Source organism: Paenibacillus sp. Soil522 (genome assembly GCF_001428245.1).
In the GTDB taxonomy this organism is placed as follows: domain Bacteria; phylum Bacillota; class Bacilli; order Paenibacillales; family Paenibacillaceae; genus Pristimantibacillus.
The window spans coordinates 141,549-167,264 of sequence record NZ_LMRV01000044.1 but is presented as its reverse complement, the minus strand read 5'-3'; the positions used below and the strand labels follow the sequence as shown (position 1 = coordinate 167,264).

The following is a 25,716-nucleotide window of genomic DNA, read 5'->3' as shown; positions in this document are numbered from 1 at the left end:
TCTCCTTGCTACGATTTGAATGACGGTAGCCGTTAGGCGTAAGCCCGGTTTTCTTCTTGAACAGCGTTTTGAACTACCCCTTCTTAAAATCAATTGATTTTTGAAGAAGGGGATTCCTAAGAACTTCACATGCCGATTTGCTTTCGAAACTGCTACTCTATCACATAAGCAAGCAGCAAAGCGGCTGTGCCTGCTATCGCATCCACATGCGTCCGTTCCATCCCATGCGAGGCATGAACCCCTGGCCCGATCAAAGCCGCACGGATATTGCTTCCGCCTCGCAGCGCTGCTGAAGCGTCGGAGCCATAATGCGGATAAATATCGACCGCATAAGCTAGTTTTTCGCGTTTGGCTAGTTCGATTAAGCGGGAGGTCATCTGATAATCGTATGGCCCGGAAGAATCTTTGGCGCAGATCGAGACATCTTGCTCCGTCGCCGACAGATCATCTCCGAGCGCCCCCATATCAACGGCAATCATTTCCGTAATATCCGCCGGGATATTAGAGCTTCCGTGCCCTACCTCCTCATAGGTCGATAAAATGAGCTTGAGTGTGCGGGAAGGTGTCCTTCCTTCACGCTTCAGCCACTCCATAAAGCCGAGTAAAGCAGCGACGCTAGCTTTATCGTCCAAATGCCGTGATTTGATAAAGCCATTTGGCAGTATGCGTGTCCGGGGCTCCCATGAAATGAAGTCGCCAGCAGAGATGCCCAGCCCCTCCGTATCCGCTTTCGTTTTCACCAGCTCGTCGATGCGAATTTCCATATTCGCCTCCTCACGCTTCCAGTCCCTTGCGTCTGAGAATACATGCACGGAGGCTTTAGTAGACAACACGGTTCCGGCATATTTTCGGCCATCGCGCGTATGGATCAAACAGTATTCGCCTTCGACCGTATGCATCGCATAGCCCCCTACCGGCGTAAATCGAATCATTCCGTTTAGCTTAATCGAGCGAACCATCGCTCCGAGTGTGTCGAGATGAGCCGATATGCCAATGACTTGGTCAGACTTTTCACCCGGAATGGTAATGATACCATTTCCTTTAGGCGTTTTCTCCAGCTGATAGCCGAGCCTTTCCGTTTCAGCCTCCATATGCTTCATAATGTCCATGCAGTATCCGCTAGGGCTCGGTATGCTTAGCAAAGCTTCCAGCTGGCTGACGATATATTCTCGATTTAGCTGCGGCGCGAGCGGTAAAGTCATATTTTTGTTCTCCTTTTAAATAGGGATTGTTGAACAGGCTCAGCATTCCATCGTCTTGTTATTCCATTGTAAGCGATTGGAGGTCAGGATCAAACCTCAGTAATATCCGCCTAAATACAAAACCCCCGCAATGACTCTCCGTCATTACAACGCTCCACATAATGGATATGATATTGGAGGTCGCCGTGACCACAGGCCTGAAGTGCACCGACACCTTAACCGTCGGGATGATGCCCGGCTGTTGTCCTTAATGATTTTGAATACAGCGTCCAGATCATTCAGCGATTTTATCTTGGTCGTATCGATATTATATTTGTCGACCAGATCCTTCAATCGTCGCTGCTTCATAATACTCGCTGTCGATACCGATGATTGCCGCTAAATAAATGATGCATAAATTCAAGGCCGGGAAGCGCCATCAGCACCAAAGCATGGTATTTCTTTACCTTTCTCATCTCCAATGCGAATGTTGCATTCTTCTTCATCTTCCATGAGACCTGCTTGATATTTGGGGTTACCGTCTCAAAATTTGCTTGCATGGGTCTCGACCACCTTTGGTTTCATTTATTTGCTTGCTTGGTCTAATACTACCGCAAAGCAAATCCCCCAACTACTAATAATCCGACATCCAGCTTTTGAGTTTCCGACATGAAACGAAAGCAAAAAATGGCCGTTAAAGGCAGGTCATCCCCCTCTAACGGCACCATTTTATAATGAATTTAAAAATTTAAATCACATATATGATCACTTCGCCCAATAAGTATTATAGATTACCTAATCTAGGAGGGGTGATAATCTTGTCAAATATGTTTGTACTGCGCTCGCTGGATGAAATTCGCTTTTGGGCGCGTATCATGAAGGAGCACTCGCTTTTTCTTAAATTAGGCTTTCGATGCGAGGATACCCAATTAATAGCGGAAGCCAATCAGTTTTTCACTGTGTTTGAAGACATCGAAAGAAGGTCGCATGCGTTCTCAGCCGCAGCAGATCCCGAACAAATTAGACGTTTTAATACTGAAGTCCATAACGCGGTTTCACACATTTGGGCATTTAAAAGAAAAGTGTTGGGTCTGGTGTTAACCTGCCAAATGCCGGGAGCGAACAATTTTCCTTTGCTGATTGACCATACAAGCAGAGAAGCGTTTTATTTTAGAAACCGTCTGGAAGAACTGAATACAGGAAGATTGGAACCTCTGCCCGATGCCATTATTGACGAAAATGTTTTTTTCCTCCGAATTATGGCTGACCATGCAAAGTTTATCGGACATCTGCTTGACCCGTCTGAACGGCAATTAGTTGATCAGGCGCGAAATTTTAGTCATGACTTTGATCAATTGTTATTTCAAGCAAAAGATTTAGAATCCATGCGGCCTCAATCCCAAACCGTTCCGCTGCTTGACCAATTTCTAGATCAAAATCGGGTATCCGTGCAATCGCTTCGGGATTTCAAAAAGACGGCAAAGGATTTGATCGATGCTTGCCGCATCAAAAGCATCATTCATCCTTTGCTGGCAGATCATGTGTTCCGCGAAGCGGAAAGGTTCCTGTTCATTATCGACATGTTTGAAAGAAACCTCGTACAGAAATAAACGGGTAAGTAACGGGGCAATTCCCATCATACACGGCAGTCTGGAGCTTTGTTTTCCCGTTCCCCGGGCTGCCGTCAGCCTTTGCGATACTCCTGAGGCGTCATCGCTACTTCTTTTTTAAACAGCGTGGAAAAATAGGAGAAGTTGGAAAAGCCTACTGCCAGCGCGACGTTGCTGATCGTCGTATCCGTCATGGACAGCAGCTCCTTCGCCAGATTGATTCTCTCCTTCAGAATGTAATCGGATATCGAGCAGCCTGTTTCTTTCTTAAACAGCTTAACGATATAATCCGGGCTTAGCCCGATATAATCTGCGATGTACTGCCTGGACAGCTCCTCGTCGATATGAAGCGCGATATACCGCTTGATCCTCTCCACAACCGTCTCGCTCGAATCCAGCCCTTGAATATGAAAAAGCGCTTTTTCAAGCACGTCCCTAACCCAGTCCTGCAAATCCTTTACGCTGCGCGTTGCCGACAAAATACGCTCAGGAGACAAATGATCTGGGAAGATTTCATCCGCGCGCAGCCCTTGCTGCTGCAGCGTATGAAGGACCATCTGCAGGAAGTTTTGATAAAATTGCTGCAGCCCTTTGGCGCCCAAGCACTCGATCCGTTTCCACGAATCGAGAAACTGCTGCGACTCATCGATCAGTTTTTTCCTATTCCCCTGCTTGATAAGCTCTGACCACACATGCATGGGAGGCAGCGGGATTTGAGATTCTTTCTTCAATCGATCGTCAATAAAGATGACACGGTCAACGATATTGACTTGATTCTTTTTGAACGCCATCAAGACTTCGACCATATCCCTCACTTCATGCGCTTGCACCGGCTTGCCGATCATACAGGACAGGTGGCAATACAAATACTGATTGCACACCTCGATAAAAGCCCGGCAGCGGCTTTTGATCTCCTTGAAAAAAGGGTTGCAGCCTTCCGCCGGCGGCAGGTCCTGCGTGAATACGATCAACAGGTAGTCTGGATTAATTCGGACGATTTGTGCGCTCGATGCGCGTTGAATAACGACCTCTTCCAGTGCGTTGCGCAGCGCATACTCCATGATTTGCGCTACCCGCGCCGTTAATGACTTCTCCCAATGCTGAATGCTGATGACGACCGGCAGAAATCTCATGGATTTGGCGTACGGAAGCTTCTGCTTGCCGATGACCTCCATCATTTTATTCAAATTAGACGGAATCGCTTGGCTGAGCACATCCTGCCAAAACCACTTGGTCACCATCGTGGTCGATTCCCGTTCCTTCCTGATCTTCTCGATTAGCTTCGTCATGACCAGCATCAGTTCATCATGCGGAACCGATTTTAGCAAATACTCGAAGCTGCCCAGCTGAAGCGCTTTCTTGGCATACTGAAAGTCGGCGTGGCAGGTTAGTAAGATACACTCGGTTTGAGGGTGCTGCTCGCGTACCCATTCATAGAGCTCCAATCCGCTGCCCTGCGGCATCTCGATATCGCAAATCATCTATACATATTTCTGCAATACGGTTAAATCTTTGCGGATGCTGCCGAACTTGTCCTCCGACTCGCCCTCGTTCTCGACAAGCGCATAACGGACATGCCCCATTGACCGGATTTGCTCGTATACGGAGGCGAAATCGAAAATACCGGTGCCGAGATCGACGAAATCGCCAGGATCTACATTCCGGTAGACTTCAAATGATTCATGCGCTTCGTCGCCGCCCTGCCGCATAGCCTCCATAATATTAAGCTGGCCCGCAAGGTTTTTGCTTAAATCCTTCTGATGGATCATATCGCAGCGGTCTCCAAGCTTCTCCAGAACGGCAACCGGATCTATGCCCGCACGCATCACCCATGCCAGATCAATTTCAAATTTCACATAGGATGGATCGGTATTTTGCAAAAGCAGGTCGAACAGCGTATGATCGCCGACCGTTTTAAACTCATGGGCGTGATTGTGCAAATAGAACTGAAAGCCGCCCTCTTTCATTTTTTTGCCGACGCTGTTCATCTGTTCCGCTGCTCTCAGCGTGTCCTCGCGGTCTTTTATCCACACGGACGGAAGCACAATGCCTTCACATTCAAGGCCCGCATAGTACTTCATAACAGTGTCCCAATCATGCGAAGTCAGTTCTTGCCCCGGTGCCGTACCCTCATGAACGGAGGCCGCCTTAAGTCCAAGCTCTCGCAATTTATCTCTAACCGATTCCATAGGAACCTCATCGATGTAACGTTTAAAAGTCTTCATATTGAATCCGATAAGCTCAATATTTACATATCCTGCTTCGGCGACCTTCTCCAGTGTGCCAAAATAATCTTCGCCTAGTTCCCTGTAAACGGAAAAAATATTAATACCTGCCGCAATCGTCATTTGATCACATACCCCCGTCTCGATTGGATGAACTTCACTACTTGAAAGGTTGTTCTTATCTATTATGATAGAACACCGCAGCCTTTCTTTCTTTCACGGATCCGTCATTTCCCTATTGAATTTCCGCACTATTGCCGTCTAAAGTTCCGTAGAAGAACTAATCGACGACAAAAACCGTCCGATGATTAACATTCGGACGGTTTTTCGAAAAAATATTGAACGATCATGAAGTAAGATTACTTGCCGCTGTTATCTAGGAAAGCTTGAACCTGATTGATAACTTCCTGACGGATTTTCTCGAGCCCTAAGGATTCCAATTCTTTATTCATTTTCGCGGCCGAGCCCTTCCAATCTTTGTCTAGACCGTTTTTGAAGAGTGGTTCGTACGTTGAGATCGTGCTCATCTTGGCAATCTCAGTCTTAACCGGTTCTGCATTAAAGACGAAACCGGTAAGCGGCTGCTGATAATACGTATCCGGTTTGGATTGGTAATCAAGCAGCTTAAGCGTCTCCGCATCGTTGTCCGAATTGATTCTGGACATCGTCGGCGACCATGTGAACTCATAGCCCGGGAACAAATAATTAGTAGTCTTGTCTGTCATCTTATAGTTGCGGTCGCCGTCTTTCGTCCAATGCTCGCCTTCAATGCCGTTCTCGAATAGATCGTGATTTTCCTGGCTGCTGAACAACCAGTCGAAGAACTTCATGGTCCGGTCAGCATTTTTGCTCGTGACCGGAATGACGATATCGTTCCACGCTTTGTAATCGGTTCCGATCGCTCCTTGTTCCATGTTGCGCATTTTGGAGTTATAGACGAATAACTCAATATCGGCGCCAGGCACAGCCGCTTGAAGCTTCTGACGGACTTGAGCGGTGGCATTGATTGTCGCTTCATTGGCAGCCGATTTACCGGCAACAAACAGCGCCCCAGGGTCTTTCTCGGAAAGAACGTCTTTCTGCACAAACTTGTTCCACTCTACAGCCTTGTCATATTGCGGATACATGTAGTAAGGATCGTTGTAAGGAGTCGGCAGGCTGGCAAATTTATCGGCCGAATCCCCGAGAGTCGTTGCGCCGATCACTTTTTTGCCGTCATCGGACAAGAATACATTGAATGCAGGCGAAACGCCGGATATCATTTTTACATTCGTCAGCTTCTCCTCATGGCCGAACATTTTAAAGAAGCCGCGGTCATTCTTAAGGGCGAACGGAATCATTCCTTTTTCCGATTGCTGTACTTTCTCCAGGTAAGTCTTCAGATCATCGTAGCTTTGAACCGGCTGCATGCCGAATTTTTCACGCAGATCTTTGCGGATGTATACGACCTCGATATCGTAGAACGCATTGGTCATCGGAATGGAATAAATATGGCCGTTAATCTTGTTGGCGTTCAGGAACTCTTCTGAAAACGCTTTCTTCAATCCCGGGTATTCATCGTTGTTAAAGTATTTGTCGAGCTCCTGATAGTAGCCGAGCGACACGTTTTGGTTGAGAGAGCCCCACGGCGCGTCAAACGCGGCATCGACCACTTCTCCGGCTGTCATCTTTAAATTCAGCTTTTGCTTGTGATCCGCGAACGGATTAAATTCGATGTCCAGCTTCGTATTCAGCGTATCCTTGGTCCGGTTTTCGAATTCAGTCAGCACCTTGTCGAGTTCGATCGGCTTGTCGCCGAATAACATGAGTTTCAAAGTGGCTGGATCTGGAGCCTTTCCTGCTTCATTAGAAGTCTGGGTTGAGTCGGCTCCGGCATTCTTCGTATCGCCGGCATTCCCATTGCTTACATTGTTGCTGCCGCATGCCGCAAGCAGCGTGACCATCATGGTTACGAGCAGCAGCATGAACATTCCTTTACGCATCTGTTTCATTGTCTGTTTCATTGTCTGTTTCCTCCCTTTAATTGAACCTTATATACTAAACCGCCGTTTAGGGCGAGCTCAGCCGCTTTGGATTTAGCCTTTGACAGCTCCTACCATGAGGCCTTTAACGAAATACTTCTGCAAGAACGGATATAGGAAGATAATCGGGCCGATCGTCACAACGGTTGTAGCCAGTCTGGTCGACAACGTTGGAACGACGTAGTTCGGCAGAGAGATTTTGGCCGAAAGCTGGTTCGCAAAATCCGCATTGTTCATAATTCGCATGACCAGATATTGAAGCGGGAATTTGTTCTCGTCGGAAATGAACAGCATCGCCTCGAACCATTTGTTCCAGAAGCCCATCGCATAAAATAATCCGACTGTAGCAATTGCCGGCATCGAGATAGGCAGCACGATTTTGTAGAAAATATAAATGTCGTTCGCCCCGTCGATTTTGGCGGATTCCGCAAGCGACTCGTCTACCGATTTGAAGAAATTCCGCATCAGAAACATATTCCATGGGCTGATGAGTGCAGGAATAATCAGTACCCAGATCGAATCCCTCATTCCCAGGTATTTGGAGATGAGCAAGTAGTTCGCCACTAGCCCGCCGTGGAAAAGCATCGTGAAGTAAATGTAAAAGTTGATCCCGTTTTTAAATTTCAAGGCGCGAATGGACAGCGGATACGCAAGTGCGCATGTTACCAGCATGGCGAGCGCCGTGCCGACCATCGTAACGAAGATCGTCACCCCATAGGCCCTGTAAATGGTGTCATCCTTGAATATCAAATTATAGGCAGCCAACGAGAATTCGCGCGGCCATATCGAATAGCCGTCCCTAAGAATCGCCGATTCGGCCGAAAGCGAGCTGCTTATAACGGTCACGAACGGAATAACGCAATAGATGGCAAAAATGGTTAGCAATACATAAATGATTGCTTTTAGCAGCCGGTCGCTGCTGCTTTCTTTTATCATGGGTGCACCTGCTTTCATAATCTCTTTTAGAATAGCGCCGAGTCCGGGCTGAATTTACGGGCCAATTGATTGACGGATACGACCAGAACGAAACCTACCAGTGACTGGAACACGCCAACGGCTGCCGCCATGCCCATATCGTTAAGCTCCATGAGCGCCCGGTATACGTACGTGTCGATAACGTCCGTCGTCGAATAGAGCATGACATTGCGGCCGACAATCGCGTAGATCATGCCGAAGTCCCCGTAGAAAATGCCGCCCATGGCGAGAAGCATCATCAGAATGACAGTCGGCTTCAGCAAAGGAAGCGTAATGTAACGGATTTTCTTCCACCGGCTGGCTCCGTCAATCGAAGCGGACTCATATATGTCCGGGTTAATGCCTGTGATAGTCGCAAGATAGACAATTGAGCCGAAGCCTGCCCCTTGCCAAATCTTGATCAGCACCAGAATGGCGGGCCAAATCGCCGGTTCGTTAAAGAAAGTGACCGGTTCCATTCCGAAAGCCCCAAGCCATTTGTTGAGCATCCCGGTATCGCTGGAGAGCAATGCCGTCACGAACATGGCGATAACCGTCCATGACAGGAAGTTCGGCAGCGTGACGAGCGACTGGACGATTCGTTTAAACCATTTGCCGCCGAGCTCCGAGAACATGACCGCAATGGCGACGGAAGCGAACGTACCGAATAAAATGAAGAGCGCATTCAGGAAAAGCGTGTTGAAGATGACAAAAAGCACTTCATTCGACTGGATAAAAAATTCGAAATTTTTCAAGCCGACAAAATCGCTGCCGGTAATGCCTTTGATTGCGTTGAAATCTTGAAACGCGATGACGATTCCGCCCATTGGAAGATACGCGAATATAAATATCAACAAAATACCCGGGAGGGTAAGTAAATACAATAAGCCGTGCTTGCGTATTTCCGTCAGGACAACGCCTCCTTTTTTCCTCGCATTCGTACTGGGAGCCCGCGTCTCCAAGGCAACCGAATCTTTCATCTGGGTTCCTCCTCTGTTCCTATTCAATATCGTTGTCGATTGTTCGATGGGACTAACTTTATCAGATTTGAAACACAGCTTGAATGAGCCTTTTTAAGTTGAAATTGCGGTTTTTTAAGGAGGCCTTGTCCTTCTGGGCTAAGCGCTGCGCAATTCCTTACGCCATTTTTTGAAAATAAAAAGACGCATGCTCGCAGCATGCGTCTTCATCAATCGCGGTCAGGTACCGCCCGCGTCCAGGTAGGCTTGAATTTGTTTGATCAGCTCACTCCGAATTTTCTCCAGTCCTAGACTTCGAAGCTTCAGATTCGTTTTGGCGGCGGCGGAACGCCAATCGGGCTCGAGCCCGTTGCGGAATACTTGCACCATTTGATCCGAGACCGGCTGCACCTTCGCAATTTCCGTTTTTACCGGCGAAGGGTCAAAGTGAAAACCGGCAAGCGGAAGCCGGTAATAGGTCTCCGGGTCGGCCGAATAGCGCAGCAGCTCGACCGCCTCCGGAGCGTTATCGGCATTAATCCGCGACATGGTCGGATTCCATGTCAATTCATAACGCGGAAACAGATAGTTCGTAGCGGCAGGCATCGGCTTATACATCTCATTCCCTGCCACTACCCAGTGTTCGCCCTCCATGCCGAGCTCGAATAGATCGTGGTTTTCCTGACTTTGAAACAGCCAGTCCAGAAACTTCATCGTTTCGTCGGCATGCTTCGAGGTCACAGGGATAACCAGATTGTTCCAAGCGCGATAATCGGTTCCGATACAGCCCTTTTCCATCTTTCGTTGACAAGAAGCATATACAAACCCTTCCAGTTCCGCACCCGGGATGGAAGTGATCAATTTCTGGCGAATTTCCGCCCAGTTTGACAACACAGCTTCGGAAGCCGCCGATTTTCCTGCCGCGAACAGTACCTGCGGATTTCGCTCGGTCAGAACGTCCTTTTGAATATACTTATTCCACGCCACAAAACGGTCGAACGCACCATAAAAGTAATCGGGATCGTTTAATGGTGCCGGGAAGTCCTCATAAGCGCTTAATGGATCGCCGTAGGTCACGGCCCCGAGCACATGCTTTCCGTCCTTGGACAACACAACCTGAAAACCGACTCCTACTCCTGAAATCATGTGAGGAGCCATCCGGTAATGCGTCTGCTTGTCCTCATTGGCGAACAGCTTAAAAAATCCCCGGTCGCCCTTCAACGCTAACGGGACCATATCGGGATACGCGCTGGCGACAGCTTGCAAATAGGCTTCCAGATCTGCGTAGCTTTCAATTGGCACAAGTCCAAGCCGCTCCCGCAGGTCCTTGCGAATGTATAAGACTTCGATATCAGAAAATAATTGGGTGAGTGGTATGGCATACAAATGTCCCTTAATGGTATTAGATTCCAAAAAGGCCGTCGGAAAAGCTTTTTTAAGACCGGGATAATCATCATTGTTGAAATACTTGTCCAGCTTTTGATAATAGCCCTGCGCCACATTTTGTTCCAGACTCAACCAAGAAGCATCGAATACGGCATCGAATTCCTCGCCTGCGGCAAGCCTCAGCTTCAATTTTTGTCTGTATTCTTCCATGGCATCCCATTCCATATTGAGTTTCAAACCAAGAGAATGCTTCGTTCTCCGCTCAAACTCTTGAAGCACGATATCCATATCCGTCGGTTTGTCTCCGAAAAACATAAATTTTAACTCTTGCGGCTCCGGACTGTAGGGGTCGTCTCGCATATTTTCGGGCTGCGATTGATCCATACTGCAAGCTGATAAAAAGATCATAACGAATGTAAACAACCATGCAGTTCGTTTTTTCTTTAACAACATACTATCGCCCTTTCTAAGTTGGAAGCGCTTCATACGCTTAGTTTACACCAGAAGTCTGCACCGGGCATATATAGGTTTGCGATAAAAACTGCGGTTTTTTAAGAGAAAACTGCTTTTTTTTATGAACTCGGCCGCCTCTTCTTCAAAAGCATTCCTCATTCCTTCAAAGTGTCCCACATCCGATCCGCTTCCTTCATGGCCGTTTCTACGCTCATTTCTCCAGTCAGCCAGTCTCGGGCCGTCTGATAGAACCAATCGCGGAACTGCGGAGGAGCCATATTTCGCCCCGAAAATTGGTCTATAAACATAGATTTCCCTGTTTTCGGATCATTAATAACGCGAAACACGTCGTTCATCGCTTCTGGCAGCGGGTAGTTGATTTCTTCGTTCGTGGAAGGAATTCCGTTAACCGCCTGCAAGTAGCGGGGATATTGATCCTCGCTGTAAAAGTAATGGAGAAACTGATTGATCGCCTCAAGCTTAGCCGGATCTGTCGCCGCCATAGCAGATATCGACCACCCCACCGGCGCCTGTTCCCCTGCCACGTTTATCATTCCGTTATCATCCGGCAGAGCAAAAAATCCGTATTCGAAGGAAGGATCGGCTGCCTTGATTGGATTGAACAGCCACGGTCCGGAAAATAGCATAGCCGCTTGACCCGAAACGAGGATAGCGGCTGTTTGGTTATCAGTCGTCGTAAGAAAACCCGGCGCCACATAACCGCGCTTCCAAAGGGAAGCAAGATTATTCATTGCCTTCATGGGCCCGGGATCGGTCCAGCTTACCTTGCCTTCGCTCCGCTGTGCGTTCCAGTCCGGATTGTGCATATAGACTTCGTCAATCAGGAACTTGTTGATCCAGTACCCCATATGTCTAATGTCTTTTATACCGGCAACGACGGGATCAATGCCTAAACGTTTAATTTTTTCGCAAGCCTCCATAAATTCATCGAATGTTTTGGGCAGCGTATCGATCCCGGCCTTACGAAAAACAGCTTTGCTGTAAATAATGCCTTGTGGTGCGGGAAGCTCTAACGGTAAATTATAAAAACGGCCGTTTACTTCCGGAGCGGCGCGAAGCAGACCCACTAAATCGCCCGGCATTTCATGGAGCAAACCGGCGTCAGCAAACAGCTGCGTATCGCTCATTTCCACCAAGTCCGGAAATTCCCCGACTGCCTCCTTCATTTTCAAGTACTCCACGTAGGAGCCGGTCCATGTTTCATCGACTTCATCGATCACGATATTCGGATGTGACTTTTCGAAAGCGCCGATTACCGAAGAAATGCCTTGTTTGTGCGATAGATCATCTTTAGCATAGACAACCGTAAAAGAGAGCGGCTTCGCTATACTGCCGTCTTCAACAGCTGAACGGCTCCCATTTTTTATTCCGCATGATGTTAGAATGACCAGACTTCCAAGTATGATCAGTACGGCTGAAATACGCAATCCCTGCATAGTCGTGGCCTCCTTGCCTTATTTGAGGTGTGGTCCTTCTTATGGATTTATCGACTGTTTGTATTCAAGAGGCAGCTTGCCGTACCTCTTTTTGAAAGTATCGCTGAACTGCCGCGGATTATTGTACCCGATCCGGTCTGCGATTTCATACACCATCAAATCGCTCTGCATTAATAAGCGCATTCCATTTTTCATCCGAACCTCGGTTAGGTATTGCTTGAAGTTTTCACCGGTATGCTTTTTGAAGAAACTGCTGAAATAATAAGGATTCATATAAACAAGCGCAGCCATCGATTCCAGCGTAATGTTCTCCGCATAATGCTGTTCGATATAGGATTTGACCGACACGAGCTGCATAACTTCCTTATTGCCTATTTTGGCGGCAGCCTCGCGGCGAATCTCTTCGATTATTTCGCTTGCGTGCACGGCCATTTGCTCGAAATTTTGGAAGCGGTCCAGCCTCGCGAGAAGCTCGTGATCGTCCAAATCGGTTGTTCCCGAGGAAATGCCGAAATCCTTCAATTCTTGCCGTATATAGGTGATTGCTCCATACACAGCAGACACTGCGGCATGTTTGCCGCCGGGCGCAAGCATTCGAAACGATTCCATCAGTTCGCTTACCTTTTCATCCGTATCTCCTTGGGCGGGATTGATCAAAGCGGTCACAAGCTTCTTCAGCAAATCGTTTATTCGGCTTTTGACCTCCGAATCCGCTTTAGGCTGCTGTCCTTCAATGACACGGTTCCATCCTGAGAAATATCTGCCTTGCAAGGAATTCATCGCAAAATGAGCGGAAATGTCTGCCTCCTCCAACGTTTCAACTGCTTTTCCGACACCAATCGTAAAGCTGACCTTCACATATCGATTCAGCTTATCATGGAAGTCCCGCGATAAAGATAATGCATCTTCCAGACGGTCATGTTGGAGAAAAATGCCGTGCAGATCGCCTTTCCGGAAATAAATGCCGGAGTCAGTCTGTGAAATGGATTCTACAAGGACATTGGAAATAGCAAAATCGAGTAATTTCCGCCCCGATTCCAAGCGGTTATTCCCGTCACTCCTAACACCGTCCAATTCACCGAAGCACACCGTCATATATTTACTCCGAGAAACGACTCCCATTTTTTTCAATTGGACTGATGCGCTTTTATCGCCATCTGCCAATCGCACAAGCAGCTCTTCAATGGAATCGTTTCGCTTTTCTATCTCGAATCGCACGGCCATTTCTTTCTCGCGGACTCTTTGCGACTGGTCGCCAATAAGCCGGATCACTTTCTGAACGGCATGCTCCAATTGATTTTTATCAACGGGCTTGACCAAGTAACTGATTGCTCCGTATAGCAGCGCATCCTGGGCATAGGAAAAGTCACGATAAGCGCTGATAAAAACGACTTTTATATTCCGGTTCGTGTCATGAATTTCGCGAATGATATCAATGCCTGTGCACCCGGGCATGCTGATATCGCTAATAATCAAATCTGGTTCAGTCGTATCTATCATTTGACGCAATTCTTCCCCGTCATAGGCCTCGCCGACGATTTCGAGGCCAAGTTCATGCCATTGCAGCAGCTTACGAAGTCCCCTCAAAATGACAGGCTCGTCATCCGCCAGCAAAACTTTTATTTTTCTCATATCGCAGCTCCTCCCTTTGCAGCGGATACAGCATTCGAATCGAAGTACCGATTTCCGGCTTGCTCTCGATCGTAATCCCGTACGGTTCCCCGCATGCCTGACGTATCCGTGCATGCACATTTTTGAGGCCGATGCTTTTCCCCGTCGCGCTCTCGCCCTCTGCCAATTGACGCTGAAGCCGGGCGAGCGTTTCTGAATCCATCCCGATACCGTTGTCATAAACCGTAACAGCCAAGCCGTCCGCACCTGATTTCTCTATCGTAACAAGCACGGTACCTTTCCCTCTTCTTGGACGGATGCCGTGATGCACCGCATTCTCGACAAGCGGTTGAATGGACAGCTTCAAAATAAGCGCTTCCGCATCTTCCTCCTTCAAGTCTATCTGCAGGTCGATCCGGCGGTCGAACCTTACTTCGATCAGATGAAAATAATTTTTCAAGTGCTCTAATTCCCGCTGAACGGTAACCCACTCTTCGCCGAAGTCGATCACGTATTCGAGCTGGCCCGCCAAGGCATGGATCATGTCCGCTACCTCCAATGAATCGTCGGCTACGGCGCTCATGCGGATTACTTCCAATGTGTTGTATAAATAATGAGGTTGAATCTGATTCTTCAGCGCATTCAATTCCGCCTGCTTGCTTTTGATCTCGGCTACATAAGCCTCATTGATAAACAACTGAAGCCGCTCGATCATCCGGTTGAAGCCATGTGCAAGCCGCCCCATCTCGTCCTTGCGCGTTGTCATGATACCGGTTTCAAGATGTCCCGACTCGACGCGTACCATCAGCCGCATAATATCGAGAACCGGCCTAGTGAACGTCCTTGAAAATAAAGCGCCAAGGGCGAGCAGCGCGAGCAGACATATCGCGGAAGCAATAATCACATTTGATCTGATCTGAGTCAAAGAAGCGTAAAAATCCGCCTTGGATACCAGCCCGATGACTTGTCCGCCAATGAACGGTATCGGCTCCGAGTAAAGCATCTTGGTTCCGCTTCTTTGGGCTGCCATCTCGTCGAATCGCTTCCCGAGCTTGTCTCCTTGATTGGAATAGAGAATATAACCATTGCCGTCAATCACATACACTTCATCCCTTCGATCAAGCACAACCTGCTGAAACAGCTTATCGAAGATATCGAGATCGACGTCGAAATAGAGCGTGCCAAGCACATTTGCTTCGGGACCGAGTTTACCGGAAGTGTCGTTTAAGTTGCGCGCAAATGTAATCACCGGTCTCGTCGAGCCAAAGTAAGTCTCGGGATGCGGAGGAAAAACAACGAGCTGCTTCTGTTTTCCGGATAGCGTATAGGCCCAGCTGACCGGCGGGAAGGGTTCATTCGAGTCGAGCATCTGGTTGGCGCGCGACTGGTTAAAGACGGCTTGATCGGAAGTGCGAACGAATAAAGCGTTCTCAATATGCGTATCGCTAAATAGTATCGTTTTCAAGAAATCATTGATCGTCGTGAGATTTATCCTGCCGAGACGATTGATTTCCTCTCCCAGCGTAATGCCCTGCCGATCGGTAATGTCTTGCGGATTATAGTACATGTTTTTGGAAATTTCATTGTAATTGCGAAAAATATCATCCGCATTTTTACTCAGATAAAGCACCATTTGTTTAAAATTGTTCTCGGTATTGCGCTCAACCTGATCGGTAAATTGATTGAGCGACAGCGCACTAAGCACAAGGAGAGGAATCATCCCAACGATCAGAAAAGCCAGCGAAAACTTGAAAAAGATACTATGCCGTATCGTCGTCCATTTGATCATGAAATTATCCCCCGGACATGATGTACAAATAGGTATTCCACCTTATCATAACCGATATAGCACCTGGCAGGAAATGAAGTAATTAATGGCATAATTGCGATTTTTTAAGAGCAAGCGTAAACGGCTGTCGCCGTCCTTTGGCGGCAACAGCTCGTTTCGCGGTGAAATATAAGCGTATTTATAAATGTGAAACTTATAAATTCTTATATTTTCAAAAAGACCACCGCCGGATTGTATGATCCGATGGTGGCCTCTTTCGCTTGCTTATCCGCTATGCTCTAAGCCAATAGCTATTTTCTTTGTCATCGGTCGCCTGTCATTTCTTGGCGGATCATTGTGCCGTCCGCGCCGATCTCTTGGAGGTGTACGGACAAAACATCTCCATCCCTGTCAAATCCGGATAGTTTAATGATTTGTACCCTGCCGTCCGAAAGCTCCACTTTGATCTCATTGGCAGATGCCGCTACAGCTTTCGTAATCATAGCGGCTCGTTCATAGGTTTCGATCACAGATACAAAACGCGCGCTTTTGCCGACAGCGCGGGCGCTTAACATTTTGCGCCTGGACGTCTCATCTCCCAAGGGGAAATCACCCCCGATAGAAGCGACAAACCGTACCGCTTTTAAGCCTGATAAATCCACGGCAATAACGCCTTCCCGGCCCAATTCCGCAGGGTTCGCGGGCACCGCCCGGTCAAACCGTTTGCCCCTAAGCTTCACGGGACCGCCGAAGTAATCCACCCCAACCCCGTTTCCTTGGTCAGTGTTGCTATAGCGGATTGGCAAATCCGCCAAATACCGGATATCTCCTTCCTCTGTTACAATGTAAGGGTCTCCCCAAAAAATCGTCTTCTCCGACTTGTTCATGATGCCATGCTCGCCGTATGCTTCATCCGTTCGGACCCGGAGCTCCAGCATTTCGATCCCTTCCACAGCAACGTCCAGATCGTCTCTCCCTAAAATCCATGCCCCAAACTTCCCGCCGGCAAGTGTTTGGCCGTCGCCCGCTACCGTATAATGGAGCTGTTTCTGCACCTGGAAGAATTCCGGGTCCGCGCCGACGATCATCTCTACCTCAGGCGGCCAAACCGTATAATGATCGATGCTCAGAGGTCCGTCCTCGTTGCATGCCGTCCGGTTCGCCCTATTGTCGTAGCCCTGTCCGAAGCCCATCTCGAACTTGGCTTTCACGGTGCCCGACATGTCATACCAATCGCAATCGGTAATGAATTGGGCGCTTCCCAGCGGATCAGCGCTAAACTGCTCCGTATGCGCTTTGTGACGTTTTTTGTCCGCTTCCAGAGTGATCAATCCCTTGCAGTGGAACAAACAGTCATAAGTATGCTCCTCTTCCCCGCTCATATAATCGAACAAAACGACATAATCGTCGGTGACGACGGTCATACGGCGCTGCAGGACCGGCTCCGTAAAGGCTGTACGTTTCGAGTATTCCGGAGCCTCGTCCGGAACGGGCACGTATCTGCCCTCGTTCCAGTTGCGCTCAGCAAAGGTCTTATCCCCGTCTACCCGCCAGCCTCCATAAGGGGGATGGGACCAACGGGCTTTGTTCTCCACCGCGCAGGCTTGGAATAACCCGCTGCTATGAAACAGAAGCCTTTGCCCCTCCGCCGGGTCCTGAAGCTTCTGATCCACGATGACCATATTGTGGGTAATGGAATTTTGCACGTAAAACTTATACATAAAGGTATGGTAGTTGTACCAGATGCTTTCCGGGTTATAGAAGCTTCTCCCATAACGCATAACGGAGAGCAAACTGACCCTGTCATAGTGGCCGTGCGCCCCGCCGTGAGAGCCGTATTTTACAACGGCTTGAATCTGTTCGCGGGGTGCTCTTCCTTCGGTTTGCGAACGAAGAACGGCTGCGCCGGCATTGTCCGCATAGGCCGAAGAAAGATACGGCTTGGATTCGCTTTGCTTCAGACAGGGGACGGCGTACAGCAGATCCCGGTCCGCAAGACCGCAGGTCAGGAGAATGTCGGCATACTCAGGCTTGCGGTACAGGTAATAAGCCAGATCGAAACGGCCATCCATATAGCCCCTTGGTGAAATGCCCGGAAGTTTGGATTCGGCGGAATCATTGATACCGAAGAGAATGCCGCGGTAATCCGCGAAAGGCAGCAGACTGTCCCAAAGCTGGGTTATCGAACGGTAATTGCTGCGGCTGGGTCCCCAAATATCGACGCAAAGGCCGTCAATATCCGGTTTCCCTCCGGGAGTAACCTGATCGTAATAATGGGCCGGCACCCAGATTTCGGACAAATTGATGCCCCAAGGCCTGCAGCTCTGCGTCATCTCGGAGAACAATCCCGCTCCCATGAGGTTGTAGCCGACCGAGCATTCATACCACCAGCCGTCGTCCAAGGTGCCTTTGGACAAATGATCGGTAAAGCCGCCGGTTCCGTAAAGAAAGCGGTTCATCCGTTCATAATCCTGAAGTGTCTGGCTGCAGTATAAGGCGCCGATCATTTCAGCGAGCGTCCAGTTGGAAATCACTCCCTTGCAGAGCGCCCAATCAATCAGCTCAATAAATAAGCGGAAGGTTCTCTCCACATTGGCGTGGTCTTCCTCCGACAGCAATCCCGAATCGTAAATCAAATCATAGACAACCGCTGCATGCTTGAACAATTCGCCTTCATGAACCAGCTCCTGATGGCTGGCTCTCCGCGTTGCCGGATAACCTTTCGCCGGGTCAATGAGCCGGCGCAGGAACATCGCCGCTTTTTCCGCCAAATCCCGTCTGCCCGTCACCTTCCAGACGATGGCCGCATTTTCGGCTTCATGCGAGTGATGAGTCTCGAACAAATAAAGACCGTCATGGATTTCGGGTACAATCCATTTGTCCGCTCGTTGTTCGTACATGGCCAGTAGCTCTCCGGCCCATTCATGGCTTTGTGCCTTCTCCCGTACTCCTTCCCACTCCGGTTCAGTCATTTTCACATAGGGGCGGGGCAGTGACCGGAGAGTAAACAGCTCCAAAGCATCGACGGCAGCCCCTTGTCCCCCGGGTATCGCTGTAATTTTTTGCCTTTCATGGCCGCCGGGAGCGACCTTCTCCGGAACGTTTACGCTGACCCGGAGCTGCTTCGTCTCCCAAGGCTCCATCAACAGGAAGGGCGGGTCCAGTTCGACGGTCATCGTTTCCCACCCGTATTTCTCGCAAATAAATGTTACGGGCTGCGTTCGGCCCGTACAATTGTGAACGGTCATTTCATATTGGGCTGTTTCTCCCGCTGGTACGGCTTTGGAGCGGACCGGCGCGCTGATATGAATGGCCTGCCTGCATTTCAGCTCCATTCGGAGCACCATAAAGGGCTCCTTCGAGCCCCCGGTCTTCCATTCACCGGATATTCGGATGCTCCGGACAAATTTCCATTTTCCCGATAATGATTTCTTATCGTCAAACTGATTGAGCGGGAATGTAACGGTCTGCCTGCCTCGTCCAGCCACCAGGCATTGGACTGCTGTAAACTCCGCTTGTTCTGGCATAGGGCTTTTATTAAGCAGCAAACCGACCTCAACCTTCAGCTCGAACAAACCATCGGCCGGCAGCTCCACTTCCAGCTCAAGAAAGTGCCAGTCTCTTAGATCGACGCTAAAATCATTCTTCTCTTCAAAACCGCGCAAATACCAGTTATTCGGCTCTTGCACGCCAGGATATTGAAAATTAACGCTGTCAGCCGGAATAATCAGAATTCCCGCTTCATTCGACGCTCTTCTATTCGGATAACCCTCATGAAGAATGTCCCACTCCATGAGGTCGATTGTCGCGCATTGTGTTTCCAAATCGTCCACCATCCTTCTCTATGCTATGCTTTTTAAAGATTAGCACAAGAAAATGACTGATACATATGCTCCTTTTTAAGAGTCTTGTGCAGTTTCTTAAGCAATGCGCATATGGATTAAGCGAAATTTTCATCCTATTTGAAAAATAGAAAAATCCAATCACAGCAAAGCTTTGCTGCGACTGGATTTTTCTAATGGACGACGCTAGCGTAAACGGCTGTCGCCGTCCTTTGGCGGCAACAGCTCGTTTCGCGGTGAAATATAAGCTTATTTATAAATGTGAAACTTATAAATTCTTATATTTGAACAAAACGACCGGCAAATCAGGGTCAATACGATACCTTCTACTAAGGGACAAGCACAGGATTAAAAGCTTGCTGCCAGTTCAGCAGTTCTGCTTAATCCGGATGCGATAATTTCCGCCGAACGGTCTTGGTATTGATTGTGTCCTTCAATGACGACAACCTCAGCGTTTTTTATTCCCCAAAAGCCAATTATGTTTTTCACGTAGTTCAAGCCCATCTCCATCGGGGCCATGTATTCCGATGAATAGTCTCCGCCACGCGCGCAGAGAAGGACAGCTTTTTTCTCGCCAACCAGTCCTACAGGGCCTTCCGCTGTATACCTGAACGTTTTGCCTGCTTGCGTTAAATAGGAAATGTAGGTGTTAAGCGGCGCCGGAACCGTTAAGTTCCAGAGAGGGAATGCGAATACTATTTTGTCTGCTTCCAGGAATTGGTTCAAATGGCGATTCACTATTTCCGCAGCCTGCTGTTCTGCTGCCGTTGCTTCATATCCTTGTGCTGCCTTGTAAAGACCCGTGATGGCAGCATTTCCGTAATATGGAAGCTCCACGTTATAAAGGTCCAGCTCCGTTATTTGGTCCTGCGAATTGCTTTCTTTGTATGTTTTCAAAAAAGCTTCGTACATTTGGACGCTGACGGCTTGCTCCGCAGGTCTGTCGTTTGCTTTAACTAGTAATATCTTTGCCATAAGTGTTATCCTCCGTTTTAAAATGGGTACTGACTCAAAGGAGCGGCGCCTACTCCCCGGCAAATTATACTGAGCTGAACAAAGGCACAGTATAGTTTAAAATAAAATGCAGTTAAAAATTTAACTGCAATAAACCTAAGCTCAGTTTATAACTTTTGAAGAAACATTGCAAGCCAATTATTTATTAATACTTAATTGGTAAAATCAATATCTTTCATCACGTCATCTAACGTGTACTGCTTGAGCAGCGTAACCGTTTTCCATTGTACTTCCTCCATAATCGCTTCCAGCCTCGCATCGATCTGTTTACCTGCAGTACCGCAATCAATATGCATATCCTGTTCGCCGCATTCCGATTTCACGGCCATGAATACATCCGCGAGCGAAATTTGATTGGGACAGCGTTTTAGAAAATATCCGCCATCCCTTCCTTCCTTCGCTTCAACTATACCCGAGTGAACGAGCAGCGCCAGTACCCTCCGCAGGAATGTGGCATGGGAATTGACTTGGCTGGCAATGGCCGCGCTGGACAGAGTCCCTCCGCTTTGCGCGAGCCAAATGAGGGCATGAACGGCGATGCCGAACTTAGCTGGACCGATTTGGATGCTGCGATTTAAACTCATAGCAATCCCTCCTTATTTCAGTGTATCGTAATCTCACACAAGAAAACAAGGAGGAGTCCATAGGTACTGCAATTTGCACTATTCTCCGATCGTCTGCCGGTCAGGCGCGGAATACGCGATAATCATGCGGCAAGGCTCCCAGCTGGTCACTTTAGCATGATGCGGAACGCCTCTTGGAATCCGCAGCATCATACCCGGCTCCAAATGGAACACCTCATCCCCGAGCGAGTGGTCGCATTCGCCGCTTAAAACGAATATAATTTCCTCGCAATTGGGATGGATGTGCCTGGTGTTTGCTTTGCCGGCATCAATATAAACCATGCCGAACGTCATTTCCGCCTCCGGGTCAATTTCCTTTCCGCATAGCCACTGGATCTTTCCCCAGTCCATCGGCAATATCCGACCTTCATCCTGCTTGCGCAAATCCTTGATTGTTGCCATATCTATTTTCCTCCTACGATTGTTTCCCAAATCCGCTCTTCAGAAAAGATAAGCATTCCGCCAATCCTTCATCGATCCCTCCGCCGCTTTCCTCGTCAGCCGATATCCATCCGCTGTGGCCGCTGTCCCTGATCGCCTTGAAAATTTGCGGGAACTCGATCTCCCCCCGGCCAAGAATCTGCCACTCCCCATTAGCGAAGTCCTTCATATGGTAGTTGTCAATGACAGACTTAAAGCTTCTAATGAGCTCTGGGCAATCTGCGTGTCCCGACTTAACCAAATGAGCGGTATCGATTGTTAACCCGACAGTTCCTTCCCGCACGCGATCGAAGAAAATGTCAAAGTCCTCCCTGTACATGACCGGCTGATCATAATGATGATGCAGCGAAAGCTTTAAACCGTGCTGCTGCGCTTCCTGCCCCAGCTCTGACAATATATCCGCAAACTTGCGAATATCCTCTGCCGTCACCTTGCTTCTAGATACGCCGTGGCAGAATACGATTAATTCTGAACCGATCATCCTGCCGAAATGAAATCGTTCCCGCAGCTCATCTATTCCTTGTTCATTTAGGCTTCCTCCGGTAATCAAGGCGGAACCGACGCCGTCCAGATGGCCCCACTCCTCCAGAAAACGCTCAGGCACTTTCAGATAAGGCGCATATTGGCCGGACTTGAGCTGCAATCCCCCATATCCGGCTGGCCTGTACCCGGTAAATAGCCGATTCCGTTCCTCGTCTGTCGCGGTAGGCCTTGAGAAAGCAAACTTCACCGTCATATCAATACTCCGTTTCTCAACTGGACGATCCGGTTCTCCTTCGCTGACGTATAAGCTGCTTCGAGCATTGCCACGATCTTCAGGTTGTCCTCCGCGCTGTTAGCCGGCTCTACGCCCGTTTCGATCCAGGTTAACAGCTGTTTGATATTTTCCAGACTGTTCTCTTCCCTGGAACAGTTATTTTCCCATCTTTGAGACGGTTCCCTGTCGCCATTACGGAAAAGCTCAACGCTGCCGTGGTCGCAGCGAAGCGTGCCCGTTTCGCCGATCACGATCATTTCAGTCCTGCCTATCCTAGAGGAGAAGCTTTGTGTATATGTAACAATGGCGCCATTCTCGAATTTAATCTGCACGGTTGCGTCTGTTTCTCCCTTGCAGTCGATTGACGCAGAAGAGCTCATCATGCTGACGATCGATTCTGCTTCGCACCCGAGAACCTGCCGGAACCCGTCGAACCAGTGAATCCCCATAACGGACAACGCATGCCGTTCACAATCCAGCCGCCAACCGGTGTCTTGACGGTAAAACATATTATTGAAGGTAATCATGGTTACTTTTCCAATCGTATTCTCAGCAACAATTTTCTTAACGGTATCGAATGTATAATGGCGTCTGAAGTTCTGATTCACGGCAACCGGGATGCCAAGCTGCTTCGCTTTTTCCGTAATTTCTACGGCATCGCTGAGTGTATCGGAAAAAGGTTTCTCCACAAACAACGGAAATCCCGCTTCTAGCAGCGGCAGAACAATTTGCTTGCGGATCGAGGTAGGCGTACAGACGACTGCGACATCGACACCGCTTTCCCGGATGAAGTCATCCAGATTCGTAAATCGCTGGGGAATGCCATATTTATCTGCCCGATGCTTAAGTATTTCTTCGTTCGGATCGCAGATTGCGGTAAATGCAATACGTTCCGGATCGCCCTTGTAACCTTCCAAATGCAGTTCGGTTACACCGCCCGCCCCGATCAGACCGACATTAAACTTCTTCAATTCCGTTCACCTCATTCAATTTAATTAACTTATATTCAACCTAGTTGAATTAGCGTAAATATAGCATAGGCCGGGCATTTCTGCAATCGTTTTCTTCATGGCAATCGTTCATGGACTAGCTTTTTTACACTAACATGGGTAAAGTTGAATGACGATAAACTTTTAAGTTATGAGGTATGGACATGGAATTAGGAAAGAGAATCCGTTTGATTCGCAAGGAGCAGAAGCGAACACAAGATGAGATTGCGGGCGCATGCGGGTTCACGAAGAGCATGCTGTCCAAGATCGAAAGCGGCAGCACCATGCCCGCCGTTGCGACACTCATGAAAATCGCCGGAGCGCTTGGCGTGAAGGTGTCGGACCTGCTTGAACCCGATGTAAGCAATGGAACCGTGTTTACAAGCGCAGCGGAATATGATGATGCTGATAAATGGATCAAGACGAGCAACGGTTATTCCTTCTATGCATTTGCATCGGGACGAAGGGACAAGACGATGCAGCCGTATCTATTTATCGCAGAGAAAGGCGAGGTCAAGAGCCACGTATTTTCCCATGAAGGGGAGGAGTTCATCTTTGTGCTCTCCGGCAAAATGAAATACAAGGTTGGCAGCCTGGAATATGAAATGAATGCCGGAGACGGCGTATACTTTAATTCCTTGGAGGAACACCTCGTTATCCCGTTGTCGCCGCAGGTGAAATATTTGGCCATATTTACGGAAGAAAAATCTTCTGAGGATTGAAATAAAAAACGCGGCAGCCCCCTCCCTGGCTGCCGCCTTGCTCGTTACTGACGATTATCAAAACAGTGATGACTCTTGCGGTATTCGTCCGGCGTAACGCCAAATCTGTTCTTAAATACGCGATAAAAATATTTTTCATCCTTAAATCCGACTTTGGCGGCGATTTCATACACCTTGTTATCCCGGTTCTCGAGCATTTCAACGGCCTTCCTTAATCGAACTTCCGTTAAATATTTCGAATAGGCCATGCCCAAATGATTTTTCAATATGATGCTCAAATAATTGGGACTAAAAAATAACTGGCTGGATACCGTTTCTAAGGACAAATCCTCCATGTAATGAGTGTCGATATAGGCTTTGCATTTCTCGATCACCATTTCATGCTTTTTCGTGCGATTGCTTTTGATGATCGTCATGAAGTGAATGAGAATATCCGTAAACTTTTTTTGACAATCGCCATAATCTGCAGCCGTCGTGAGCAGTCTCTCGATTTCCGCTAACGTTTGTTGATATTCATCATCGCTAACGAAATCCGAAATAACCGGCGCTATATGATAAACCATATGAACAACCGACTTGATCCACTGGTCAGGGTACGGGAAACCGTTGTCGATGACCCGATTGAACAGCGCTTCGGCATGGTTGATCATGGATTCGCTCTTCATTGTTCGGATGTACTCTTTGAGAAGCTCCTCATCCTTCATAAAATCATAAAGCATGGGCTTAATCTTGCCCGAAATATCTTTATAGCGGATTACACGCTCTGTGCTGAGAAAATAACGGAAGCAAACAGCTGCTTGCGCTTCTTTATAAGAATCTAACGCGCCCTGCAAAAAATTCGAACGTACTCCGCCCACACCAATGATGAACAAGCAATTGTATTGCTCTGACAACTGGCGACTGAAATCCTTTAAGGAAACCAGCATCTTATCTGCTTCGGCATCCGTGTAAGTCTCCGCAGTCATCACGGTAATCAGGCTTCTTTTATCCTCCGTCGAAAAAAAAGAAACAGCCCTGCCGTCCAAACCAATAAGATTCTCCAACCTGTCAGGCATGGCGTTTCTGATTTCCTCTAATTGGCCTTCGGATAAATGTTCAGGATCGGTATCATAAATCCTTGTAACAACGCTGAAACCGTTATTGCCCAGTTTAAATTTGGTTTTCAGTTCTTTTAACTTGGGCTCTGACAACCCGTTGTTTATCCACTCATGCAGCAAGTGATCATAATAGACGCTTAAGCTGCTGTGCAATTGATTTTTGATCGTCTCTTGTTCTATGGACTGCACTTTTTCTTTTCGGATGGTCTCCGCTACTTTATTCAACAGCTGCTCTATACTCTCTTCCTTCACCGGCTTCAGCAAATAATCGAATGCACCGAGCTGGACGGCTCTTTGTGCATATTCAAAGTAGCGGTATCCGCTAAGAATGATAATTTTCGTATGGGCGTCCGTTTCATTCACATGCTCAATGAATGCAAAACCATTCATGATCGGCATCTTAATATCCGTGATAACAACATCAATTGAATGTGACTTGAGCAAATCCAGGGCAGCCTTTCCGTTGCTTGCCTCAATAACCTCGCATTCGGGCAGGACTTCACGAATCATTTTCCCGAGCACCCTTCGCTGAATAGCCTCATCGTCGATGACCATTATCTTGTTCAAGATGATTCTCACCTACCCTAACGATTGTCATATGTTGGC

The 25,716-nt window shown here is 48.2% G+C and carries 20 protein-coding genes; 2 read left to right on the top strand and 18 right to left on the bottom strand.

All coding sequences use genetic code 11. The features are described from left to right. Positions 1-152: 152 nt before the first annotated feature. Together ASG81_RS14480 and ASG81_RS30890 are read right to left on the bottom strand one after the other, a co-directional pair. Positions 153-1,202: a M42 family metallopeptidase gene (locus ASG81_RS14480; RefSeq protein ID WP_056635260.1), complete on the bottom strand. Its 1,050-nt coding sequence runs from the start codon at positions 1,200-1,202 to the stop codon at positions 153-155. Between the two features lie 344 nt (positions 1,203-1,546). Beyond that, positions 1,547-1,741 carry a hypothetical protein gene (locus tag ASG81_RS30890; RefSeq protein WP_056635256.1) on the bottom strand — a complete coding sequence of 65 codons (195 nt, stop codon included), beginning with the start codon at positions 1,739-1,741 and terminating at the stop codon, positions 1,547-1,549. 267 nt (positions 1,742-2,008) lie between these two features. Between ASG81_RS30890 and ASG81_RS14470 the strand changes: the two genes are divergently transcribed. After that, the gene (locus tag ASG81_RS14470; protein ID WP_442952882.1) at positions 2,009-2,791 is read left to right on the top strand and encodes a DUF2935 domain-containing protein; all 783 of its coding nucleotides are present in this window, start codon (positions 2,009-2,011) and stop codon (positions 2,789-2,791) included. A 74-nt stretch (positions 2,792-2,865) separates the two neighbouring features. Here the strand turns inward: ASG81_RS14470 and ASG81_RS14465 are convergent, their stop codons facing one another. From ASG81_RS14465 to ASG81_RS14395, 15 genes are all read right to left on the bottom strand, one after another. Next, entirely contained in the window at positions 2,866-4,272 is a 1,407-nt protein-coding gene (locus tag ASG81_RS14465; protein ID WP_056635251.1) for a response regulator transcription factor, read from the bottom strand. Then, positions 4,273-5,139, bottom strand: a complete 867-nt coding sequence (locus ASG81_RS14460; protein ID WP_056635248.1) for a sugar phosphate isomerase/epimerase family protein — start codon at positions 5,137-5,139, stop codon at positions 4,273-4,275. Positions 5,140-5,375: 236 nt separating this feature from the next. Next, positions 5,376-7,019 (bottom strand): ABC transporter substrate-binding protein, encoded by a 1,644-nt coding sequence (locus ASG81_RS14455; RefSeq protein ID WP_235548873.1) that lies wholly within the window; start codon positions 7,017-7,019, stop codon positions 5,376-5,378. A 72-nt stretch (positions 7,020-7,091) separates the two neighbouring features. Further along, positions 7,092-7,973 carry a carbohydrate ABC transporter permease gene (locus ASG81_RS14450; protein ID WP_056635245.1) on the bottom strand — a complete coding sequence of 294 codons (882 nt, stop codon included), beginning with the start codon at positions 7,971-7,973 and terminating at the stop codon, positions 7,092-7,094. A gap of 26 nt (positions 7,974-7,999) precedes the next feature. Next, entirely contained in the window at positions 8,000-8,971 is a 972-nt protein-coding gene (locus ASG81_RS14445; protein ID WP_056635243.1) for an ABC transporter permease, read from the bottom strand. Positions 8,972-9,190: 219 nt separating this feature from the next. Further along, the gene (locus ASG81_RS14440; RefSeq protein ID WP_235548872.1) at positions 9,191-10,651 is read right to left on the bottom strand and encodes an ABC transporter substrate-binding protein; all 1,461 of its coding nucleotides are present in this window, start codon (positions 10,649-10,651) and stop codon (positions 9,191-9,193) included. Positions 10,652-10,944: 293 nt separating this feature from the next. Further along, positions 10,945-12,246 (bottom strand): ABC transporter substrate-binding protein, encoded by a 1,302-nt coding sequence (locus tag ASG81_RS14435; protein WP_056635237.1) that lies wholly within the window; start codon positions 12,244-12,246, stop codon positions 10,945-10,947. A gap of 39 nt (positions 12,247-12,285) precedes the next feature. Continuing rightward, positions 12,286-13,878 (bottom strand): response regulator, encoded by a 1,593-nt coding sequence (locus tag ASG81_RS14430; protein WP_056635234.1) that lies wholly within the window; start codon positions 13,876-13,878, stop codon positions 12,286-12,288. Next, a complete protein-coding gene (locus ASG81_RS14425) occupies positions 13,847-15,646 on the bottom strand; it encodes a cache domain-containing sensor histidine kinase (protein ID WP_056635229.1) in 1,800 nt (599 codons plus the stop codon). The genes ASG81_RS14430 and ASG81_RS14425 overlap by 32 nt, the downstream gene beginning before the upstream one ends. A 302-nt stretch (positions 15,647-15,948) precedes the next feature. Further along, entirely contained in the window at positions 15,949-19,449 is a 3,501-nt protein-coding gene (locus tag ASG81_RS14420; protein WP_056635226.1) for a COG1470 family protein, read from the bottom strand. A 366-nt stretch (positions 19,450-19,815) separates the two neighbouring features. Beyond that, complete coding sequence (locus ASG81_RS14415) at positions 19,816-20,442, bottom strand: FMN-dependent NADH-azoreductase (RefSeq protein ID WP_081417344.1); 627 nt, start codon at positions 20,440-20,442, stop codon at positions 19,816-19,818. Between the two features lie 191 nt (positions 20,443-20,633). Beyond that, on the bottom strand, positions 20,634-21,065 hold the full coding sequence (locus ASG81_RS14410) for an Rrf2 family transcriptional regulator (RefSeq protein WP_056635220.1): 432 nt from the start codon (positions 21,063-21,065) through the stop codon (positions 20,634-20,636). Between the two features lie 78 nt (positions 21,066-21,143). Beyond that, positions 21,144-21,506, bottom strand: a complete 363-nt coding sequence (locus ASG81_RS14405; RefSeq protein WP_056635217.1) for a cupin domain-containing protein — start codon at positions 21,504-21,506, stop codon at positions 21,144-21,146. A 13-nt stretch (positions 21,507-21,519) separates the two neighbouring features. Next, the gene (locus ASG81_RS14400; RefSeq protein ID WP_056635214.1) at positions 21,520-22,281 is read right to left on the bottom strand and encodes a sugar phosphate isomerase/epimerase family protein; all 762 of its coding nucleotides are present in this window, start codon (positions 22,279-22,281) and stop codon (positions 21,520-21,522) included. Beyond that, complete coding sequence (locus ASG81_RS14395; protein ID WP_056635213.1) at positions 22,278-23,273, bottom strand: Gfo/Idh/MocA family protein; 996 nt, start codon at positions 23,271-23,273, stop codon at positions 22,278-22,280. Before ASG81_RS14395 ends, ASG81_RS14400 begins: the two co-directional genes overlap by 4 nt. 182 nt (positions 23,274-23,455) lie before the next feature. On the opposite strand from ASG81_RS14395, the gene ASG81_RS14390 reads away from it, so the two are divergent. Further along, entirely contained in the window at positions 23,456-24,013 is a 558-nt protein-coding gene (locus ASG81_RS14390) for a helix-turn-helix domain-containing protein (protein WP_056635210.1), read from the top strand. Between the two features lie 44 nt (positions 24,014-24,057). On the opposite strand, the gene ASG81_RS14385 is transcribed toward ASG81_RS14390, so the two are convergent. After that, on the bottom strand, positions 24,058-25,677 hold the full coding sequence (locus ASG81_RS14385) for a response regulator (RefSeq protein ID WP_056635207.1): 1,620 nt from the start codon (positions 25,675-25,677) through the stop codon (positions 24,058-24,060). Between the last annotated feature and the right edge of the window lie 39 nt (positions 25,678-25,716).

Bases quoted from the DNA above. Each gene is read 5' to 3' on its own strand.
- ASG81_RS14480 (WP_056635260.1), bottom strand. From the start codon at position 1,202: ATGACTTTACCGCTCGCGCCGCAGCTAAATCGAGAATATATCGTCAGC.
- ASG81_RS30890 (WP_056635256.1), bottom strand. From the start codon at position 1,741: ATGCAAGCAAATTTTGAGACGGTAACCCCAAATATCAAGCAGGTCTCA.
- ASG81_RS14470 (WP_442952882.1), top strand. From the start codon at position 2,009: ATGTTTGTACTGCGCTCGCTGGATGAAATTCGCTTTTGGGCGCGTATC.
- ASG81_RS14465 (WP_056635251.1), bottom strand. From the start codon at position 4,272: ATGATTTGCGATATCGAGATGCCGCAGGGCAGCGGATTGGAGCTCTAT.
- ASG81_RS14460 (WP_056635248.1), bottom strand. From the start codon at position 5,139: ATGACGATTGCGGCAGGTATTAATATTTTTTCCGTTTACAGGGAACTA.
- ASG81_RS14455 (WP_235548873.1), bottom strand. From the start codon at position 7,019: ATGAAACAGACAATGAAACAGATGCGTAAAGGAATGTTCATGCTGCTG.
- ASG81_RS14450 (WP_056635245.1), bottom strand. From the start codon at position 7,973: ATGATAAAAGAAAGCAGCAGCGACCGGCTGCTAAAAGCAATCATTTAT.
- ASG81_RS14445 (WP_056635243.1), bottom strand. From the start codon at position 8,971: ATGAAAGATTCGGTTGCCTTGGAGACGCGGGCTCCCAGTACGAATGCG.
- ASG81_RS14440 (WP_235548872.1), bottom strand. From the start codon at position 10,651: ATGTTTTTCGGAGACAAACCGACGGATATGGATATCGTGCTTCAAGAG.
- ASG81_RS14435 (WP_056635237.1), bottom strand. From the start codon at position 12,246: ATGCAGGGATTGCGTATTTCAGCCGTACTGATCATACTTGGAAGTCTG.
- ASG81_RS14430 (WP_056635234.1), bottom strand. From the start codon at position 13,878: ATGAGAAAAATAAAAGTTTTGCTGGCGGATGACGAGCCTGTCATTTTG.
- ASG81_RS14425 (WP_056635229.1), bottom strand. From the start codon at position 15,646: ATGATCAAATGGACGACGATACGGCATAGTATCTTTTTCAAGTTTTCG.
- ASG81_RS14415 (WP_081417344.1), bottom strand. From the start codon at position 20,442: ATGGCAAAGATATTACTAGTTAAAGCAAACGACAGACCTGCGGAGCAA.
- ASG81_RS14410 (WP_056635220.1), bottom strand. From the start codon at position 21,065: ATGAGTTTAAATCGCAGCATCCAAATCGGTCCAGCTAAGTTCGGCATC.
- ASG81_RS14405 (WP_056635217.1), bottom strand. From the start codon at position 21,506: ATGGCAACAATCAAGGATTTGCGCAAGCAGGATGAAGGTCGGATATTG.
- ASG81_RS14400 (WP_056635214.1), bottom strand. From the start codon at position 22,281: ATGACGGTGAAGTTTGCTTTCTCAAGGCCTACCGCGACAGACGAGGAA.
- ASG81_RS14390 (WP_056635210.1), top strand. From the start codon at position 23,456: ATGGAATTAGGAAAGAGAATCCGTTTGATTCGCAAGGAGCAGAAGCGA.